Source organism: Nonomuraea recticatena, from assembly GCF_039533245.1.
GTDB classification, from domain to species: domain Bacteria; phylum Actinomycetota; class Actinomycetes; order Streptosporangiales; family Streptosporangiaceae; genus Nonomuraea; species Nonomuraea roseola.
This window is the reverse complement of the sequence record NZ_BAAATE010000009.1, coordinates 165,134-181,079: the sequence shown is the minus strand read 5'-3', so window position 1 is coordinate 181,079 and position 15,946 is coordinate 165,134. Positions and strand designations below refer to the sequence as shown.

17 protein-coding genes are annotated in these 15,946 nt (G+C 72.0%); 7 read left to right on the top strand and 10 right to left on the bottom strand.

Going from position 1 to position 15,946, the window contains the following annotated elements; all coding sequences use genetic code 11:
* Window positions 1-95: 95 nt before the first annotated feature.
* The 3 genes from ABFX50_RS19945 to ABFX50_RS19935 are packed head-to-tail and all read left to right on the top strand — an operon-like array spanning window position 96 to window position 1,599.
* Window positions 96-524: a Gfo/Idh/MocA family protein gene (locus ABFX50_RS19945; protein ID WP_346148386.1), complete on the top strand. Its 429-nt coding sequence runs from the start codon at window positions 96-98 to the stop codon at window positions 522-524.
* A gap of 41 nt (window positions 525-565) precedes the next feature.
* A complete protein-coding gene (locus tag ABFX50_RS19940) occupies window positions 566-823 on the top strand; it encodes a hypothetical protein (protein WP_346148384.1) in 258 nt (85 codons plus the stop codon).
* The gene (locus tag ABFX50_RS19935; RefSeq protein WP_346148382.1) at window positions 820-1,599 is read left to right on the top strand and encodes an NAD-dependent epimerase/dehydratase family protein; all 780 of its coding nucleotides are present in this window, start codon (window positions 820-822) and stop codon (window positions 1,597-1,599) included. The genes ABFX50_RS19940 and ABFX50_RS19935 overlap by 4 nt, the downstream gene beginning before the upstream one ends.
* On the opposite strand, the gene ABFX50_RS19930 is transcribed toward ABFX50_RS19935, so the two are convergent.
* Window positions 1,583-2,665: an epoxide hydrolase family protein gene (locus ABFX50_RS19930; protein ID WP_346148381.1), complete on the bottom strand. Its 1,083-nt coding sequence runs from the start codon at window positions 2,663-2,665 to the stop codon at window positions 1,583-1,585. The genes ABFX50_RS19935 and ABFX50_RS19930 overlap by 17 nt on opposite strands.
* A gap of 59 nt (window positions 2,666-2,724) precedes the next feature.
* Window positions 2,725-3,699: a hypothetical protein gene (locus ABFX50_RS19925; protein WP_346148379.1), complete on the bottom strand. Its 975-nt coding sequence runs from the start codon at window positions 3,697-3,699 to the stop codon at window positions 2,725-2,727.
* 109 nt (window positions 3,700-3,808) lie between these two features.
* Here ABFX50_RS19925 and ABFX50_RS19920 point away from each other — a divergent pair, with 109 nt between their 5' ends.
* Together ABFX50_RS19920 and ABFX50_RS19915 are read left to right on the top strand one after the other, a co-directional pair.
* The gene (locus tag ABFX50_RS19920) at window positions 3,809-5,017 is read left to right on the top strand and encodes a sensor histidine kinase (RefSeq protein ID WP_346148377.1); all 1,209 of its coding nucleotides are present in this window, start codon (window positions 3,809-3,811) and stop codon (window positions 5,015-5,017) included.
* Window positions 5,014-5,676: a response regulator gene (locus ABFX50_RS19915; protein WP_346148375.1), complete on the top strand. Its 663-nt coding sequence runs from the start codon at window positions 5,014-5,016 to the stop codon at window positions 5,674-5,676. The genes ABFX50_RS19920 and ABFX50_RS19915 overlap by 4 nt, the downstream gene beginning before the upstream one ends.
* Window positions 5,677-5,753: 77 nt before the next feature.
* Here ABFX50_RS19915 and ABFX50_RS19910 read toward each other — a convergent pair whose 3' ends face one another.
* Genes ABFX50_RS19910 through ABFX50_RS19895 form a run of 4 tightly spaced genes read right to left on the bottom strand, consistent with a single transcriptional unit; the run spans window position 5,754 to window position 10,936 of the window.
* On the bottom strand, window positions 5,754-6,017 hold the full coding sequence (locus ABFX50_RS19910; protein ID WP_346148373.1) for a hypothetical protein: 264 nt from the start codon (window positions 6,015-6,017) through the stop codon (window positions 5,754-5,756).
* A 13-nt stretch (window positions 6,018-6,030) separates the two neighbouring features.
* A complete protein-coding gene (locus tag ABFX50_RS19905; protein ID WP_346148371.1) occupies window positions 6,031-8,181 on the bottom strand; it encodes a hypothetical protein in 2,151 nt (716 codons plus the stop codon).
* Window positions 8,178-9,746 (bottom strand): peroxidase family protein, encoded by a 1,569-nt coding sequence (locus ABFX50_RS19900; RefSeq protein WP_346148369.1) that lies wholly within the window; start codon window positions 9,744-9,746, stop codon window positions 8,178-8,180. The genes ABFX50_RS19905 and ABFX50_RS19900 overlap by 4 nt, the downstream gene beginning before the upstream one ends.
* Window positions 9,746-10,936, bottom strand: coding sequence for a cytochrome P450 (locus ABFX50_RS19895; protein WP_346148366.1), 1,191 nt, complete (start codon window positions 10,934-10,936; stop codon window positions 9,746-9,748). The genes ABFX50_RS19900 and ABFX50_RS19895 overlap by 1 nt, the downstream gene beginning before the upstream one ends.
* 121 nt (window positions 10,937-11,057) lie before the next feature.
* Between ABFX50_RS19895 and ABFX50_RS19890 the strand changes: the two genes are divergently transcribed.
* Window positions 11,058-11,981 (top strand): acyl-CoA desaturase, encoded by a 924-nt coding sequence (locus ABFX50_RS19890; protein ID WP_346148364.1) that lies wholly within the window; start codon window positions 11,058-11,060, stop codon window positions 11,979-11,981.
* Here the strand turns inward: ABFX50_RS19890 and ABFX50_RS19885 are convergent.
* Both ABFX50_RS19885 and ABFX50_RS19880 read right to left on the bottom strand, forming a co-directional pair.
* Window positions 11,978-12,919, bottom strand: a complete 942-nt coding sequence (locus ABFX50_RS19885; protein ID WP_346148362.1) for an NAD(P)H-dependent flavin oxidoreductase — start codon at window positions 12,917-12,919, stop codon at window positions 11,978-11,980. The two genes, ABFX50_RS19890 and ABFX50_RS19885, sit on opposite strands and share 4 nt — an antisense overlap.
* Window positions 12,900-13,445 (bottom strand): PadR family transcriptional regulator, encoded by a 546-nt coding sequence (locus ABFX50_RS19880; RefSeq protein WP_346148360.1) that lies wholly within the window; start codon window positions 13,443-13,445, stop codon window positions 12,900-12,902. Before ABFX50_RS19880 ends, ABFX50_RS19885 begins: the two co-directional genes overlap by 20 nt.
* 55 nt (window positions 13,446-13,500) lie before the next feature.
* On the opposite strand from ABFX50_RS19880, the gene ABFX50_RS19875 reads away from it, so the two are divergent.
* Window positions 13,501-14,910, top strand: a complete 1,410-nt coding sequence (locus tag ABFX50_RS19875; RefSeq protein ID WP_346148358.1) for an MDR family MFS transporter — start codon at window positions 13,501-13,503, stop codon at window positions 14,908-14,910.
* A gap of 1 nt (window position 14,911) precedes the next feature.
* Here ABFX50_RS19875 and ABFX50_RS19870 read toward each other — a convergent pair whose 3' ends face one another.
* On the bottom strand, window positions 14,912-15,349 hold the full coding sequence (locus ABFX50_RS19870; protein ID WP_183653865.1) for a MarR family winged helix-turn-helix transcriptional regulator: 438 nt from the start codon (window positions 15,347-15,349) through the stop codon (window positions 14,912-14,914).
* On the bottom strand, window positions 15,346-15,942 hold the full coding sequence (locus tag ABFX50_RS19865; RefSeq protein ID WP_346148356.1) for a DJ-1/PfpI family protein: 597 nt from the start codon (window positions 15,940-15,942) through the stop codon (window positions 15,346-15,348). Before ABFX50_RS19865 ends, ABFX50_RS19870 begins: the two co-directional genes overlap by 4 nt.
* Window positions 15,943-15,946: the final 4 nt, after the last annotated feature.

Sequence of the window (15,946 nt, the reverse complement as noted above, 5' to 3'; positions counted from 1 at the left end):
GAAATTTTTACCTATCGGTACATTACCCCTTGAACCCCGGCCTTCGCTGCCCTAGTTTCATACCGACAGGTACATAACTGGTGAGAGGAACGCGCATGATCAGAGTCGGGGTCGTGGGGGCGAGCGGCTGGGCGGGGGCGTCACATCTGCCCGCGCTCGCCGGGCTGGCCGAGTTCGAGGTGACGGCGGTGGCGACCACCAACCAGGCCAGCGCGGACAGGGCGGCCGCCGACCACGGCGTGCGGCACGCCTTCGCCGACGCGGGGAGGCTCGCCGCCCACCCGGACGTCGACCTGGTCGTCGTCTCGGTGAAGGTGCCCGAGCACGCCAAGGTGATCAGGGCCGCGCTCGACGCGGGCAAGCATGTTCTCTCCGAGTGGCCGCTGGGCGTGAACGCCGACGAGGCGAGGGAGCTGACCGAGGCCGCCACCGCCGCTGGAGTGGTCCACGCGGTGTGCCTGCAGGGCTATCACTCGCCCGGCGCCCGCTTCGTAGGCGACCTGCTGGCCGAGGGCAGGATCTGAGAGCGAGGGGCACGCTGACCGTCACGCCCGTCCAGTCAGGCATGTTCATGCACTGGGCCGACTGGGAGATCACCCTGGACGGCGCGCCGCTCGCCGTCCCCGAGCGCTACCGATCGGCTCCCCCGGGCATCCCCTCCGGCCCCGCCGCGAGCGTCGCGGGCGTGTACCTGGAGATCGCGAGGGCCGTCTCCGAAGGACGTCCGCCGCACCCCGGCTTCGACACCGCACTCCGCCTGCACCGGCTGCTGGCGACCATCGAGCGGTCCGCCTCGACCGGCCTTTCTCAGGAGATCTCATGAATGTTCTGATCATCGGCGCGTCCGGATACATCGGCTCGGCCGTGGCCGCCGCCCTCGCCAAGGCGGGGCACAGGACCTCCGCCCTGCGCGCGGACGTGCCGGGCGACCTTCGCGACCCCTCGTCCCTGGAGTCGGCGGCGAAGGGCTTCGACCTCGTGGTCCACGCGGGCCCTCCGCTCGGTGAGGAGGCGGACCTCGCGGGGGTGGACGCCCTGCTGGCCTCGGGCGCCCCGCTGCTCCACACGACCGGCGCCGCCGTGCTGGGCGGCGGCCTCACCGACGAGGACAGCGAGCCCGACCCGCACCCGCTCGTGTCCTGGAGGGCCGAGGCCGAGCGGCGCGTCCTCGCCGCGGGCGGCCGGGTCATCAGACCCGGCCTGGTGTACGGCAACGCCGGCGGCCTCGTGCACGACCTGCTGGCCCCGAAGTCGGCCGAGCGCGGCGCCGGCGTCTACATCGGCGAGCCAGGGGTGCGCTGGCCCGTCGTGCACGTCGAGGACCTCGCCGCCCTCTACGTCGCCGTCGCCGAGCGCGCCGCCCCCGGCACCGTCTGGCACGGGATGAGCGAGACCGTGCGCCTCGACGCGCTCGCCGGGGTGCTCGGCGACGGCAGGACCGCCTCGTGGCCCGTCGAGGAGGCCGCCGCCGAGCTGGGCCGCCTCGCCGACCTCTTCACCAGGGACCAGCAGGTCTCCTCGGAGAAGACCAGACGGATCCTCGGCTGGCGCCCCGCCCACCCCACCATGCTCGGCCATCTCGTCAGCGAAGGCTGGTGAAGAAGGCCCGCACGTCGCCCGCGAGGACCTCGGGCACCTCGTGGGCGGCGTAGTGGCCGCCGGTGTCGTAGGTGTTCCACTGCGCGATGTTCTTGTGGTCGCGCTCGGCGAAGCGGCGGATCGACTGGAAGTCGTTGGCGAATCCGGCCAGCCCGATCGGCACGGTGGTCGGCTCCGCGGGGTGCTCGGCCTTGGCGTCCTCGAAGTACAGGCGGATGGAGGAGCCCGCGGTGCCGTAGAACCAGTGGATCGCGATGTTGGTCAGGGTGAAGTCGCGGTCGAGGTGGCCGCCGATGAGCTGGCCCATCCAGCCGAGCAGCCCGGCGGGCGAGTCGGCGATGGCGTGGGCCAGGGTCTGCGGCGACTGCGACTGCAGCTGGTTGAAGGCGCCCATGTTCTCCCAGAACCACTGCAGGTGCGCCATCGCCGCCTGCTCCTGCTCGGTCAGGTCCTGCAGCTCGGCCGGGTCGCCGGAGGGGAAGGAGAAGATCTGGGTGACGTGCACCCCGACGACGTGCTTGGAGTCGACCCTGCCGACCTCGGGTGAGACGAACGAGCCCGCGTCGTTGCCGACCGCGCCGTAGCGCTCGTATCCCAGGCGGGCCATCAGCTCGGCCCACGCCCTGGCGATCCTGAAGCGGTTCCAGCCCTTCTCCTTGGTCGGCCCCGAGAACCCGAAGCCGGGCACCGAGGGGATGACCAGGTGGAAGTCCTGGGAGAGGTCCTCGATCACGTCGAGGTACTCGACGACCGTGCCGGGCCAGCCGTGCGTGAGGATCAGGGGCAGCGCGTCCTGCTTGGCGGAGCGCACGTGGATGAAGTGGACGTTCTGCCCGTCGATCTCCGTCGTGAACTGCGGGTGGGCGTTGAGCTTGGCCTCCCACGCGCGCCAGTCGTAGCCGGTGCGCCAGTAGTCGACCATCGACCTGACCCACTCGACGCTCACGCCGTAGTCGGAACCCGCGCCCTCGACCTCGTCGGTGAAGCGGGTCAGCGCCAGCCGCGCCTGCAGGTCGTCCAGGTCGGCCTGGGGGATCTCGACGCGGAAGGGGCGAATCTCAGCCATGACGGTTCCTCTCGAACTTCCGGAACGATTTGTTCTGTTCCAACTATATCAGAACGGAATCATCCATTCCATAGTTGTTGATAGAAGGCCATCAGACCCACCAGCGCGGCGCCCCAGCACAGGAAGCCACCGTAGGTCAGGCAGATCACCCACAGGTCCGCGCTCCCCGGCGCAGTCGGAAGTTCGGCCAGCCCCACGAGCGCACCGACCGTCGTCACGGCCGCGGGCAGACCCATGGAAAGCAGGCCGACACCGCCGGCCCAGCCCGCCGTCAGCACCATCCAGCGCGGCACCCAGCCAGCCAGGCCTGAGATCAGCGCGATCGCGCACAACGAGCCGAACACCGGAATCGTGACGCTCGGATCGGCCAGCGGGCTGTACCAGTGGTGCTCGCCCGACAGCCCCGATTCGACGTATCCACCGACCGGCCAGCCGAGCGCCCACACCGCCTTCAACACCGCGTACGGCAGTGGCGCCACCGCCGCCATCCAGCCGAACCTGCGAAACCACCTGCGCGAGGCCTCCACGTCCACCGGCTCGGAGCCAGTCCTTCGCCGGAAGGACCAGACCGCGACGACGAGCGTCCCCACGCCCGCCAGCACGATGAGCTGACCCGCGAAGAGCGCCCAGTACGGCTCGCCCGCCCAGCCGGGCAACCCCGTAAGCCAGAAGAGCACACGAAGCAGGCCGAGCAGCAGGATCTGGCCGCCCAGGCACAGCAGGACGAGCGCGGCGACCAGGGTCGTCACGAGCAGACCCGTCCTCGGCAGGCGCCGCCCGAAGGGCCGCACGGTGGCCAGCGCCAGCACCGCCACCGCGATCAACGCGAGCACGCTCCCCCACCCGGCCAGGGCGTCCAACTCGGGCAGCGGCCTGGTCTCGCACGGATCGGCGGCGGTGGCCTTGGCCGCCTCGGTGGCGTCGCAGCGAGCGGCGAGCCAGTCGCCGCCCATCGTCCAGTAGGCGCGAAGTCCCGCATAGGCCAGCGCCCAGGCCGCGGCGGCATATCCGGCGACGAGTGTTCTTGATCGCATGAGCCCACGGTCCCGCCGTTGAGGCCCTCTACGCGTCTGCCCTGCGGCCAGAGAAGATGAGACCTCAGGCAGACGCGGGTGCTCCGCTCCCGTTCGTAGACTCGGGCCCATGTCATCGCTGCCTCGGCTCAGGACGCGGCCGGCGGCCGCGGACGCCGCCCTGGCCGCGCTGGTGGGCCTGCCACTGATGAGCTGGACCTGGCTCGTGCTCGGGGCGGGCCCCGCGCCTGAGCCTCTCGTGGTCGCAGGCGCGCTGCTCGCGACGGCCGCGATGGCCTTTCGCCGCACCACGCCGCGGTGCTCCTTCGCCCTGGTCTCCGCCGGGTGCGCGGCCATGCTGGCGGCGACGGATCTGCTGCTGCCGCCACCAATGCTGATCTTCCCCTGGTCGCTCTACTCGCTCTGCGCGAACGGCCCGCGGGCGGCGTCGGCGGCGGGAGCCGCCACGGCCGTGCTCGGATCGGCTGCGGTCGGCGCGCGGTTCTGGCTGGAACCCCGGCAGGCCGCGGGTCTGCCGCCCTCCTTCGTCTTCCTCTTCCTGCTCGCCGTCAGCATGGTGGCCTGGAGTCTCGGCCTGTGGCGCAGGACGCAGCGCGCGTACCTGGCCTCGCTCGAGGAGCGGGCGCGCAGGGCCGAGGCCGACAGGGAGGAGCGCGCCCTGCGAGCCGTGACCGAGGAGCGTGCGAGGATCGCCAGGGAGATCCACGACGTGGTGTCACACTCGCTGTCCGTGGTGATCAGCCAGGCTCAGGGCGGCACCTACGCCGTGCGCGCCGACCCCGGTAGAGCGGCGGGGATCCTCACGACGATCGCCGACACGGGGCGCCACGCGCTGGCCGACATGCGCGGCCTGCTGGGCGTGCTGCGCGCCGACGCGCCGCTGGAGCTGGAGCCTGCCGACGCCCAGCCCACGCTGGCGGAGCTGCCCCAGCTGCTCCAAGGGGCGAGGGCCGCGGGGCTGGAGGTGACGTTCCTGTGCGAGGGCGCCGAGCGGCGGCTGAGTCCCGCCGCCGAGCTGGCGGTCTACCGGCTGGTCCAGGAGTCGCTGACGAACACGCTCAAGCACGCGGGACACGGACATGAGGCCATGGTGCGGCTGGACTGGGAAGCCGCCGAGCTGATGGTGCGGGTGGAGGACGACGGTCCTGGCCTACCTCGCGAGCACGGCACCGTGGGCGGGCACGGCCTGGTGGGCATGCGCGAGCGCTTCGTCGCCTTCGGCGGCGCGGTGAGTGCGGCCCCTTCGGCGTCGGGCGGGTTCCACGTGGTGGCCCGCCTGCCGTACCTGCCGATGAACACGGCGAAGGGGCGGGAGTGACGATCAGGGTCTTCCTCGTCGACGACCAGGTGATGGTCAGGGCGGGTTTCGTCATGGTCGTCGAGGCCCAGGAGGACATGACGGTCGCGGGCGAGGCGGGCGACGGCGCCGAGGCGCTGGACAGGCTCGCCTCCGCCCGAGCCGACGTGGTGCTGATGGACGTCAGGATGCCGCGCATGGGCGGGGTGGAGGCGACCCGCCGTCTGCTCGCCCGCCAGGGCCCGGCGCCCCGGGTGATCGTGCTCACCACCTTCGACCTTGACGAGTACGCCTTCGCCGCGCTCCGCGCCGGGGCCAGTGGCTTTCTTGTCAAGGACGCGCCGCCCGAGGACATGCTCGCGGCGATCCGCACCGTACACCGCGGCGACGCGGTCATCGCCCCCTCCACCACGCGACGGCTGCTCGACCACGTCGCCGCGGACCTCCCCGTGCCGGGCGACGGACCGGATCCGCTGGCCGCGCTGACGCCGAGGGAGCGCGAGATCCTCCAGCAAATCGCGCTGGGCCGCTCCAACGCCGAGATCGCCGGCCTGCTGTTCGTGTCGGAGGGGACGGTCAAGACGCACGTCGGCCGCGTACTGGCCAAGCTCGGGCTGCGCGACAGGATCCAGGCGGTGATCTTCGCCTACGAGAACCGTCTCGTCAGGGCGCGAGGATGAGGCCGGGTTCAACTCGGCTTGGCGCGCACGTGCATGCGCTCGCCCTGCCGACCGAAGAGGGGCGCTGGAGTCGGGGCTCAGCGCCGCGTGGGCCGTCCACCTGGCAGCGTGACGGCGGCGTAGCGGCGTAGCCATGCCGCGGCCTCCGCCACGTCGGCGGAGGCCATGGCGCAGGCGGCCAGATGGGCCCGCACCGAGTCGCGCAGCCACGGCGGCGCCGCCCCCGCCTCCTGCAGCCTGGCCTCGATCGCGCGCAGCCGCTCGGCGGACTCGGACAGCGCGAGCGCGTCCTCCCGCAGGACGGCGGCGTGTCCGGCGATGTCCTCAGGTACGGTGCTCATGCCGGTGCTCCGTTCAGCCGGTCGACAGGGGGACTGCGGTGTCCGCCAGGCTCTGGCGGCGCGGGGCCGTCACGCACAGCAGTGGGCGGGCGCCGTCGAGGCCCAGCTCGCTCAGCCGGACGGCCAGCGGGTGCGCCGACCGGGCGACGGCCAGCCGCGCGCTCGGCGCGGGATGCAGGCGCGCCCAGCCACGGGCCCGCACGCAGGCGCGCAGCGTGGCCGCCTGCCCGCTCACGTAGCCGACCAGGTCGCTTTCGCCGACCGGCGCCCACGGGCCGAGCCGTCCGCGCAGTCGCAGCAGGCCGCCGACCTCGACGTCCACGCTTGCGCCCGCGAGCCCGAAGCCCACCGGCAGCACGTACGGCTCGCCGCCCCACACCAGGGAGGCCGCGCCCGCGACGCGCTCGGCGTCGACCACCGAGCCCGCCAGGTGGAGGCCGGAGCGCCGCCGGTCGGCCCCGCGCAGCAGGTCGGGCCAGACCAGGAGCGACCGCGAGCGCCAGGGATCGGCGACGACGACCCCGAGATGGAGCTCGCGGTAGGCGCCGAGGCTGCTGCGCCTGTTCCACGCCGCGTGCACGACGACGAGCGCCCTGCCGCCGGCCCTGACCGCCTGGCCGAACCCCGTCCCCTCCAGGAGCAGGTCCGCCGCCGCGGGGTCGGCGCCGAACCACGCGGTCAGCGCGCTGCCGTCCTGGCACCTGACCGGCAGCTCGACGCCCTCCTCCACGCGGGTGGGCACGGTCAGGAAGGGGAAGCCCTCGGGGTGGGGAGCCCGGTCGAACAGCAGGTAGGCCTGCTCGCGCACGACGGGCCCCCGGTAGGCGGACAGGGCCGTGTCGATCCGCCCGCGCTCCTCTGGCAGGTCGGCCACCAGGTTGGCGAGGTAGTGCTCGATGCTGTGGCAGAGCGGGAACAGGTGGGTCGAGTCGAAGTAGTCGACCACGTACCAGTCGGGGTGCAGGTCGAAGCAGCCGCCCGCGCCCTGGCCGTCGAGGGTGGGGATGATGTCGTGCTGGTTGGTGACGCTCGCCACCCAGGTGCGGGGGTCGGCGGGCCGCTTGAAGTCGACGGGCGCGCCGACGGCGACGACGTGGGTGACGGTGTGACGGGCGCAGAACCCGGCGTCCTGCGCGAGGTTCATGATCGCCGCGCCGCCGGCGCTGTGGCCGATGAGAGCGACCTCTGCGCCCTCGGGCAGCCCGTAGTCCTCGACCGCCCTGCTCAGCGCCCGGCTGTAGGGGCTGCTGTCGAGGACGGCGCTGCTGAAGGCGCCGAGCAGGTCCTGCGGCGAGTCGTTGTCGGGCCGTCCCGCCCGCATGCCGGGGGCCTGGACCACGTGGCGCACCACACCGTCGGGGCCTTCGACGCTCTGGATCAGGACCCTGCCCGTGGTGCCGAGCTCGGCGATGTTGCCGAGGAAGGCGAGCAGCGAGCCCTCCCTGCCGAGGCTCCCTTCCACCCTGACGCGGCGCGCCGCGCCCTCCCCCTTGTCGAGGACCGCCACGGCCCTGTTGCTCATGCCGGTGATCGGGTCGGCGTTGGCGAAGCCCTTCCCCGTGGCGATCAGCCAGGCGGCGTCGTCGTTGAGCGGGTTCTCGTCGAGCAGCGCCCGCAGGGCGAGCACCTCGCCGAAGACCGGCGCCAGCTGGCTGAGCGCGCGCACCGCGCCGCGGTCCTTGAGCAGCGCGCGCAGGGCGCGGACCGCCTCGAGATCGCGGTCGGCCGCCGCGGCCTCGATCAGCCTGCCCAGCATGGGGTCGGCGAGCAGCTCGGGGTGGTCCAGAGCGACGGCGGCGATCCTCAGGCGCAGCGAGGTCGCCAGGATGCGCACGGCCAGGCTCTCCGCCCCCGCCATCGCGCCGATCTTGGCGGCGACGCCGGCGATCCTGCCTCCCGTGAACGCGCAGCCCAGGCCGTCGGGGTTGGTCAGCGCTCGCAACAGGGCGCCGTGGGTGAGACAGGCGGCGGTGAGGGCGCGTGGCATCGCCGCCAGGGTCGCGCGGCCGGTGAGGGCGGCGGTGGCGTGGGCCGACGCCTCCTGCACGCGGATGCCCACCTCGACGAGGTCGCGCGCCGCCGCCCGCAACGCCTCGCCTGCGGCCTCCTCCGCCTGGTCGCGCCCTGCCCCTGGCGCGGGTCCCGGCGGAGAGGCGGAGGTCACGGGTGCCCCAGCCGGGTCATGGCGACGCGGCGCGGTGTGGGGTCCTCAGGGGTGTTGCGGCGCACGACGTCGGCCAGCCTCCTGGTGGCCGCGATGATCCTCATACCCTGGGGCGAGAAGGTGGCGGAGTTGAAGATCCGGGGCGCGAGCAGCGGGTTGGTCAGCGCCTGGGAGAAGGCGTCGATGGCGATGATCTTGGTCAGCAGCGGCGGCAGCATCGCGTCGGGCGAGCCGGGCTCCTCGGCGAACAGCCCCACGTAGAGGTCGAGGTCGTCCACGCTTCTGTAGAGCGATCTCAGCCCCTCGACCACCCGGGGGTCCCCCGACACGTGCTCGAACCTGCGGACCCTGGGGAAGCGGCAGTGCTCCCTGTAGCTGTTGTAGGGCGCGAGGGCCAGCGCCCGCGAGTCGGCGATGCTGGCGACGTCCACCTCACGCAGCAGCGGATCGGTGTTGAACAGCCCGATGCGCCCCGCCCGCTGCCTCGAGGCCTCCTCGAAGAGCCTGGCGAGCCCCGCCTCGGGCAGGAGCGGGCCGCCGAGCAGCGTCTGCGCCATCGGCAGCTCCCTGCCGCCGACCGTGAGCGTGGAGGGGATCAGGCCGTGCCAGCGGTAGACGAGGTTGAACTCCACCGAGGCCCAGTTCTCGCGGTGCCACGGCGCGCGGGCCAGCGCGGCCGACAGCCGGGGGTCCAGGGTGAAGCGGAAGTGGTAGGGGGTGATGTGGTTGATGTACTCCTCGACCACCAGCTTGATGAGCACCACGATGAGGATGTTGCGCGCGGTCTGGAAGAGCCTTTCGTCGTCCCAGCGCGGATGGTTCTCCGCCAGCACGCGGGCCACCCTGTTGTGCTCGCGCAGGAACAGCACCGTGAGCATGGTGAAGCCGATCTGGATGTTGCCCCTGTCGCTGCCGGTGGCGAACAGGGTGTCGCGCTGGGCCTCGGTGAGCTCGCCGAAGCGGATCACGCTGAGCGCGGCGAACTCCGGCTTGATCTTGCCGTGTTCGCAGAGGTGGGGAGGGAACTCGCCGCCGTTGATGATCTGGCTCTTGAGCCGCCCGCCCTCGAAGGTGCGCAGCGCGGCGGTGGCCGCGGGGTGCAGGCCGTAGACCTGGTTGAGGTCGATGTGATGGTTGGAGGTGTTCTTGCGCGGGTCGCGCGGCACGTTGGTGTCGCCGCGCAGGAAGCCGTCGGTGAACCACTGGGCGAAGTAGGCGAACAGCACGGTGGAGCGCGGGCAGGGGATCATCTCCTCGCCCCTGGCGAACAGGCTCGCCGCCTGCTCGGGGGTGGGCCTGCCCTCGTCGCTGTGGTGCGGCGCCACGTGCCTGCCGCTGTAGGTGCGGTCGGTGAGGGAGGCCCACGAGGTGTAGTCGGCCATGGTGCTCAGCGGCTCGGGTCTGGGCGGCATCTCGCGGACGGCGAGGTCGATCAGCGCGGCGTTGACGCGGCGCCTGAGGGGCTCGACGCTCTGGACGAGCTCCCAGAACGGCCGCCCGCGCGTCAGTGCCAGGAACCTGAGCCTGTTGACGACTCCGTCGGTGGCGATGCCGCGTGCCGTCATCACGCCTCCAACCCGAGGACGAACCGGTCAGGGAAGATCCCGTTGGCGCGGGTGACGCCTTCGATCACCCGCACGCCCCGTCGCAGCAGCAACCGCCGTACGGCTTCGCAGATGACCGCCCTGGCCGGATGCACGCCGAGGCACGCGTGATGGCCGTAGCCGAAGAACAGCTGGTGGTGGCGGGGACGGTCGAGACGGAACTCGTCGGGCTCGTCGAGCACGGCCGCGTCGAACATCGCCGAGGCGGGCGCGGCCAGCACGAACGTGCCCGCGGGGATCACGGTGCCCGCCAGCTCGTAGTCGCGCTCGCAGATGCGGGGAAGCAGTTTGAAGAACGGGTTGAACCGCAGCGCCTCCCACACGTAGCGGTCGAAGTCGTCGTCGGTCACGGCCCTAGCGAGAACCTCGGGGCGCAGCAGCAGCTGCTCGGTCGCCTCCACCATCGCGCCGGGGCCGCTCTCGACGAATCCGAGCGGCAGCCCCGCCATGTTGACGACGACCCGCTCCTCGTCGAGGCCGCTCGCCACCAGCCTGGCGAACACGTCGTCGGAAGGGCCCCGCCCCGCTCTCCGCGCCTCGAGCTCATCGCGCAGATAGGCGGTCATCTCCGCGCCCGCCTCGACCGAGGCGGCCTGGACGGCGGGATCGCCGAGGTAGTTGGCGAAGCAGTCGGTGATGATGGTCCTGGTCCATCGGGACAGCGTCTGCGGATCAGGGCCTGGCAGGCCGAAGTACTGCGCGCACACGCCCAGCGCCACGGGCCTGAACAGCTCGTGGACCACCTCGATCTCGCCCCGCGCCGCGGCCGCGTCGAGCGCCTCGTCGGCCAGGCGGCCCGCCAGCTCGCGCACCCCCGCCACGTCGCCGGGGTCGAGCACGAACTGCATGATGCCCTTGTCCCGCCAGTTCATGGCGGTGGCGTCCCTGCCGAGCATGAAGGGCCCGCCCAGCGCCGCGTCGAGGCGAGGGCCGAAGGCCCTGACGGTGAAGACCTCCTCGCGCGAGAGCACCTCGGTGACGTCGGCGAAGCGGGTCACGACCGTGAGGACCGGGGTGGCGAAGACCGGCCGCCGCTCGCGCAGCTCGGCGAACAGCTCCCGCCACTCGGTCCGCATCCACTCCCTGACCAGGACGAACGCGGCCATCGGGTCGCGTGCCAGCGTCTCGTCGTACTTCTCCAGATGGCCCATGTGGCTATGGAGCCACATATGGGGGTGACTACCCAACGGAGTGTTATGACTCCTGTGAGTGATTGATTCGTGGCTTCCAGGCAACTGACGTGACGAGGGAGACGCCCGTTGAATCGGGGACGTGAACCCGGAGACCGTCTCGGTCAGCACTGGCCGACGCACCGCCTACCTGGTCGTCCTCGTCCTGGCGCCCCCGCTGCTGCTGGCACTCGCGGTGCCGGCGATGTGGGGGTGGGGCATCGGCGTGCGCGATCTGCTCATCGCGGCGGTGATGTACGTGGTCAGCATCTTCGGCATCGCCATCGGCTACCACAGGCTCTTCACCCACAGGTCGTTCAGGTGCGCCAGGCCGTTGCGGATCGCGCTCCTGCTCGCGGGCGGGATGGCGGTGGAGGGTCCGGTCACGCTGTGGGCCGCCGAGCACCGCCGCCACCACAAGTACGCCGACAGGCAGGGCGATCCCCACTCCCCCTGGTGTTACGGCGACAGCGGCCTGGCCCTGCTGCGCGGCATGGCCCACGCGCACGTCGGCTGGTTCTACAGCGCCCGCCTGCGCTCCAACCGCAGGCACTGGGTGCCCGACCTGCTGGCCGACCCCGACGTGCGGCGGTTCGACGCCTGGTATCCAGGGGTCGTGGCGCTGTCGTTCGCGCTGCCCGCCCTGGCCGGCGGGCTGCTGTCGATGTCGTGGGCGGGCGCGTGGACCGGGTTCTTCTGGGGCGGCCTGGTCCGCTACGCCGTCGTGCACCACGTCACCTGGTCGGTCAACTCCGTCGCCCACACCTTCGGCGAGCGGCCGTTCACCACCAGGGACCGCTCCTCGAACGTACGGTGGGTGGCGATGCTGACGCTCGGCGAGGGCTGGCACAACTGGCACCACGTCGAGCCGACATGCGCCAGGCACGGGGTGCTCAGGGGCCAGCTCGACCCGAGCGCGCGGCTGATCCGCTGGTTCGAGCAGGCCGGATGGGCCTACGGCGTGCACTGGCCCGACCCCTCCCGCCTGGCTGTCAGGGCGACGACGAGGCAGCGACCGCCGGGCTAGAGGCGCCTGCGCAGGAACGCCTCGGCGGTGGCGAAGCCCGCGACGACGTCCGCGGCGGGCCGCCGCTCCCTGACCATCCCTACCGCCTGGCTCGCGTAGATGTAGGCGAGGTCGAAGTCCTCGTCCGCGCGTGCCTGCGCGAGCACGGCGACCGCCTCGTCGTCGAGTTCCTCCTCCCTGCCCTCCCACTGGTCGAAGAAGGCGTTGCGGAGGGCGCGGCCGCCGTACTCGGGTGGCCAGCCGAGCCGCTGGGCCACGTCGAAGACGCGCCCGTAGGCGGTGGAGGTCTCGTCCGCGGCCAGGATGCGCTCCAGCGCGGCCGCCGACACGGTCGCCTCCTGGCAGGCCATGAAGGCGGTGCCGGCCCACGCTCCTTCGGCTCCGGCCGCCAGCACGGCGGCCAGCCCGCGCCCCGTGGCCAGGCCGCCGGCGGCCAGCACCGGGATCCGCACCGCGTCGAGCACGCCTTCCAGCAGCGGCAGGGTGGCGACGTCGTTGCGCCCGTGACCTCCGCCCTCGCCGCCCCTCGCCACGACGGCGTCGACTCCCGCCTGCTCGGCCGCCCGCGCCTCGTCCGTGGTGCCCGCCTGGGTCACCACGGTGATGCCCGCCTCCCTGAGCGGCCCGACGTAGCGGTCGTAGGGCCCGAAGCTCACGGACACCAGCGCGGGCCTGGCCGCCAGCACGGCGTCGAACTGCTCGGGGTTGCCGGGCAGCGCCCACGCCATGAGCCCGATCCCGTACGGCAGGCCGCTCCCCGCCGCGACGGCCGCCTGCTCGGTGATCCACTGCCCCGGGGCGGAGGCCGCCACGCCGATCATGCCGAGCGCCCCCGCCCGCGAGATCGCCGCCGCGAGACGGCCTCCACTGACGCCCGCCATCGGCGCCCCGACGAGAGGAACCGTGCGGTCGAAACGATCAGTCAGCCACGTTCTCATCACACGACCCACCATGCCCGATGTCGCGGCTGATGGTGGCGATGGTGTCGTCGACCCACTCGATCGTGGTGCGCGCGTGCCTGAGCCCGTGGTCGAGCGCGTACCGGCCGAACGCCTTGCTCCCGTGCTGGTCGCAGAGCGTCTCCAGCATCGCGACCTTCTCGACATAGCGCTCACGCAGGCGTTCCAGCGCCGCCACCGCGTCCACGGGGTCGAGCACGGGAAGCAGGAACGCCTGCAGCGCGCCCTCGCTCCTGACCGTGAGGCTCGGCGTCTGCTCGAGGAGCCATCCGCGCAGCTGCGCCGAGCCCTCCTGCGTGATCGCGTAGACCTTGCGTCCCCTGGCCCCCTCGGCCTCGACGGTGACCAGCCCGTCGGCCGCCATCTTCACCAGTTCCGGATAGATCTGGCTGTGCCCGGCCTGCCAGACGTAGTTGAGCGTGGACTCGAACGATTTGGCCAGGTCGTAGCCGCTGGAGGGGCCCGAGGCCCGCAGCAGGCCGAGCAGTGCGATCCGTAGGGACATGGGCACAGGATATCTAAGTTTTGACATGTAAATCCTTACATGTCACGCTCGACATATGCTGCTCCTCCTCGCCGTGCTCGGCGGCATGTTCCTCGCCATGCTCGATCAGACGATCGTGGGCACCGCGCTCCCTCAGATCACCGCGGACCTGGGCGGCACCGGCCTCTACACCTGGGTCGTCACCGCCTACCTCCTGACCTCCACCGTGACCGTCCCCCTGTACGGCAGGCTCTCCGACCAGTACGGCCGCAAGCCGCTGCTGCTCATCGGCGTGGTGGTCTTCCTCGCCGGGTCCGCGCTGTGCGGCCTGGCCCAGGACATGCCCCAGCTCATCGCCTTCAGGGCGCTGCAGGGCCTGGGCGCGGGCGCGCTGCTCCCGCTCTCGCTCGCGCTGGTCATCGACCTGTTCCCTGCCGAGCGCGGCGCGAAGGTCCAGGGCGCGATCGGCGGCGTGATGGCGTTGAGCTACCTCGCGGGACCGTTCCTCGGCGGCCTGTTCACCGACTACGCCAGCTGGCGGTGGGCCTTCTACGTCAACGTGCCGATCGGCGTGGTGCTGATCGCGATCATCGCCTGGCGGCTGCCGTACCTGAAGGGCACGGGCCGGGTCAGGCCCGACTACCTCGGCATCGCGGTGTTCACCGTCGCGATCACCGCGCTGCTGCTCGGCCTGACCGGGAAGGGCCTCGACGGCAACGACTGGACCTCTCCCGCGGTCGCGGGCCCGCTGCTGGTCTCGCTCGCCGCGCTGGTGGCGTTCGTGCTGGTGGAGCTGCGGGCCGAGCACCCCATCATGCCGATGGAGCTGTTCGCCGACCGCACCTACGCCATCGTCAACGTGGCCTCGTTCTTCACCGCCTTCTGCATGTACGCGGGGGTGGTCTTCCTGCCGCGCTACTTCCAGGAGGCGCTGGGGCTCAGCGCCACGGAGTCGGGCCTGCGCGTCTATCCCCTGATGCTCGCGATGGTGTTCGGCAGCGGCCTCGTCGGCGCGGTGATCTCCAGAACGGGGCGCTACAAACCGTCACTCGTCGTCGCGCCGTTCCTGCTGGTGGCAGGCAGCCTGCTGACCGCGAACCTCGCCCTCGGCACCTCGGGCGTGGCGCTGGCCGCCTGGATGGCGCTCATCGGCCTGGGCATGGGCCCGATGCTCTCGGGCCTGACCGTCGCCATCCAGTCCTCGGTCGCGCCGCAGCACATCGGCACCGCCTCGGCCAACCTGACCTTCTTCCGCCAGATCGGCGGCTCGGTCGCGCTGGCGATCGGCGGCACCGCCTACGGCTCGGTGGTCGCCGCCGACGCGCCCGTGCACGGCCTGCCGGCCGCGCACGCCGCCGCGTCCGCCACCGCCATCCCCTGGCTGGGCGTCTCGGGCGCGGTGATCGCCCTGATCGCGCTGCTCGCCCTGCCGGGCGGCGCCATCGTGCGCAGGCAGGCCAGGCCCCTGGTGACCGCCGACAGCTGACCTACTGCAGGCGGTCGATGGCCGCCGACAGCCGCCGCAGCGCCTCCAGGATGGCGGCCCACTCCTCCTCGCCCAGCTCCTCCGCCAGCCGCGCCGCGAGGGCGGCGTGGCCTGGCGTGATCTTCTCGACGGCCGCCCTGCCCTCGGGGGTCGGCCGCAGCAGCTTGGCCCTGCGGTGGGCGGGGTTGGGCTGGTACTCCGCCAGCCCTCTCTCCACGAGCAGGTCGGCGATGCGCTGCACCCCCTGGCGGGTCATCCCCATCACCCTGGCGATGCCCGCGACCGGCAGCGGCTCGTGGAGCACCGCGCCGAGCACCTGCCACCATGAGGCGGTCAGGCCCGCCGGCCTGGCCAGTTCCTCCGAGACCTCGAGGAACTGGCCGTTGAGCCGGAAGGTCGTCAGCGCGGTCGCGGACAACAGCTCTCCCCTGTCGCTCATGAGCCCATCATGACCTCGGCGGCCGCCGGGTCGCTGTACTTGAAGAGCCTGAACCACGCGTCGAGCATCTCGGGCTTGTAGACGTCGAGCCTGCCGAGGATCTCGCGGGCGAAGGCGACGGGCTCGGTCGGCCCTGCCGTGATGAGGTCACCGCCGGTGACCGCGTCGGCCTCCACGTAGCGCGCGGCGCCGCCGTAGCCCTCCTGGGCCAGCAGGTAGCCGTCGACGGCGCTGGTGTGGTCGCGCTCGTCGAGCAGCCCGGCCCGCGCCAGGCCCGCGACCGCGCCGCAGATGGCCGCGACCGGCACGCCCTCGGCCAGGAACTCGCCCGCCTTCGCGGCGAACGCGCGCAGGTCGTCTCCGGCGTCCCACAGCTCCGCGCCCGGCAGGATCAGCATCGCGCTGTCGGCGGGAGAGAGCGAGTCGAGCGTGATGTCGGGGAGGATGCGCATCCCGCCCATGGTCGTGATCGGGTCGAGCGTCTCGGCGACGGTGACGACGTCGTACTGCTCTCCACGCAGGTGCGCGGTCGCGTATCCGGTCTCCCAATCGGCGAGGGTGTTGTAAACGGCGAGGTGAACGATTCGCTTCATGACA

Excerpts from the sequence above, each read along its gene's own strand:
- ABFX50_RS19940 (WP_346148384.1), top strand. The coding sequence starts at position 566 with ATGTTCATGCACTGGGCCGACTGGGAGATCACCCTGGACGGCGCGCCG.
- ABFX50_RS19935 (WP_346148382.1), top strand. The coding sequence starts at position 820 with ATGAATGTTCTGATCATCGGCGCGTCCGGATACATCGGCTCGGCCGTG.
- ABFX50_RS19875 (WP_346148358.1), top strand. The coding sequence starts at position 13,501 with ATGCTGCTCCTCCTCGCCGTGCTCGGCGGCATGTTCCTCGCCATGCTC.
- ABFX50_RS19925 (WP_346148379.1), bottom strand. The coding sequence starts at position 3,699 with ATGCGATCAAGAACACTCGTCGCCGGATATGCCGCCGCGGCCTGGGCG.
- ABFX50_RS19885 (WP_346148362.1), bottom strand. The coding sequence starts at position 12,919 with ATGAGAACGTGGCTGACTGATCGTTTCGACCGCACGGTTCCTCTCGTC.
- ABFX50_RS19895 (WP_346148366.1), bottom strand. The coding sequence starts at position 10,936 with ATGGGCCATCTGGAGAAGTACGACGAGACGCTGGCACGCGACCCGATG.
- ABFX50_RS19865 (WP_346148356.1), bottom strand. The coding sequence starts at position 15,942 with ATGAAGCGAATCGTTCACCTCGCCGTTTACAACACCCTCGCCGATTGG.
- ABFX50_RS19930 (WP_346148381.1), bottom strand. The coding sequence starts at position 2,665 with ATGGCTGAGATTCGCCCCTTCCGCGTCGAGATCCCCCAGGCCGACCTG.
- ABFX50_RS19880 (WP_346148360.1), bottom strand. The coding sequence starts at position 13,445 with ATGTCCCTACGGATCGCACTGCTCGGCCTGCTGCGGGCCTCGGGCCCC.
- ABFX50_RS19900 (WP_346148369.1), bottom strand. The coding sequence starts at position 9,746 with ATGACGGCACGCGGCATCGCCACCGACGGAGTCGTCAACAGGCTCAGG.
- ABFX50_RS19920 (WP_346148377.1), top strand. The coding sequence starts at position 3,809 with ATGTCATCGCTGCCTCGGCTCAGGACGCGGCCGGCGGCCGCGGACGCC.
- ABFX50_RS19910 (WP_346148373.1), bottom strand. The coding sequence starts at position 6,017 with ATGAGCACCGTACCTGAGGACATCGCCGGACACGCCGCCGTCCTGCGG.
- ABFX50_RS19945 (WP_346148386.1), top strand. The coding sequence starts at position 96 with ATGATCAGAGTCGGGGTCGTGGGGGCGAGCGGCTGGGCGGGGGCGTCA.
- ABFX50_RS19870 (WP_183653865.1), bottom strand. The coding sequence starts at position 15,349 with ATGAGCGACAGGGGAGAGCTGTTGTCCGCGACCGCGCTGACGACCTTC.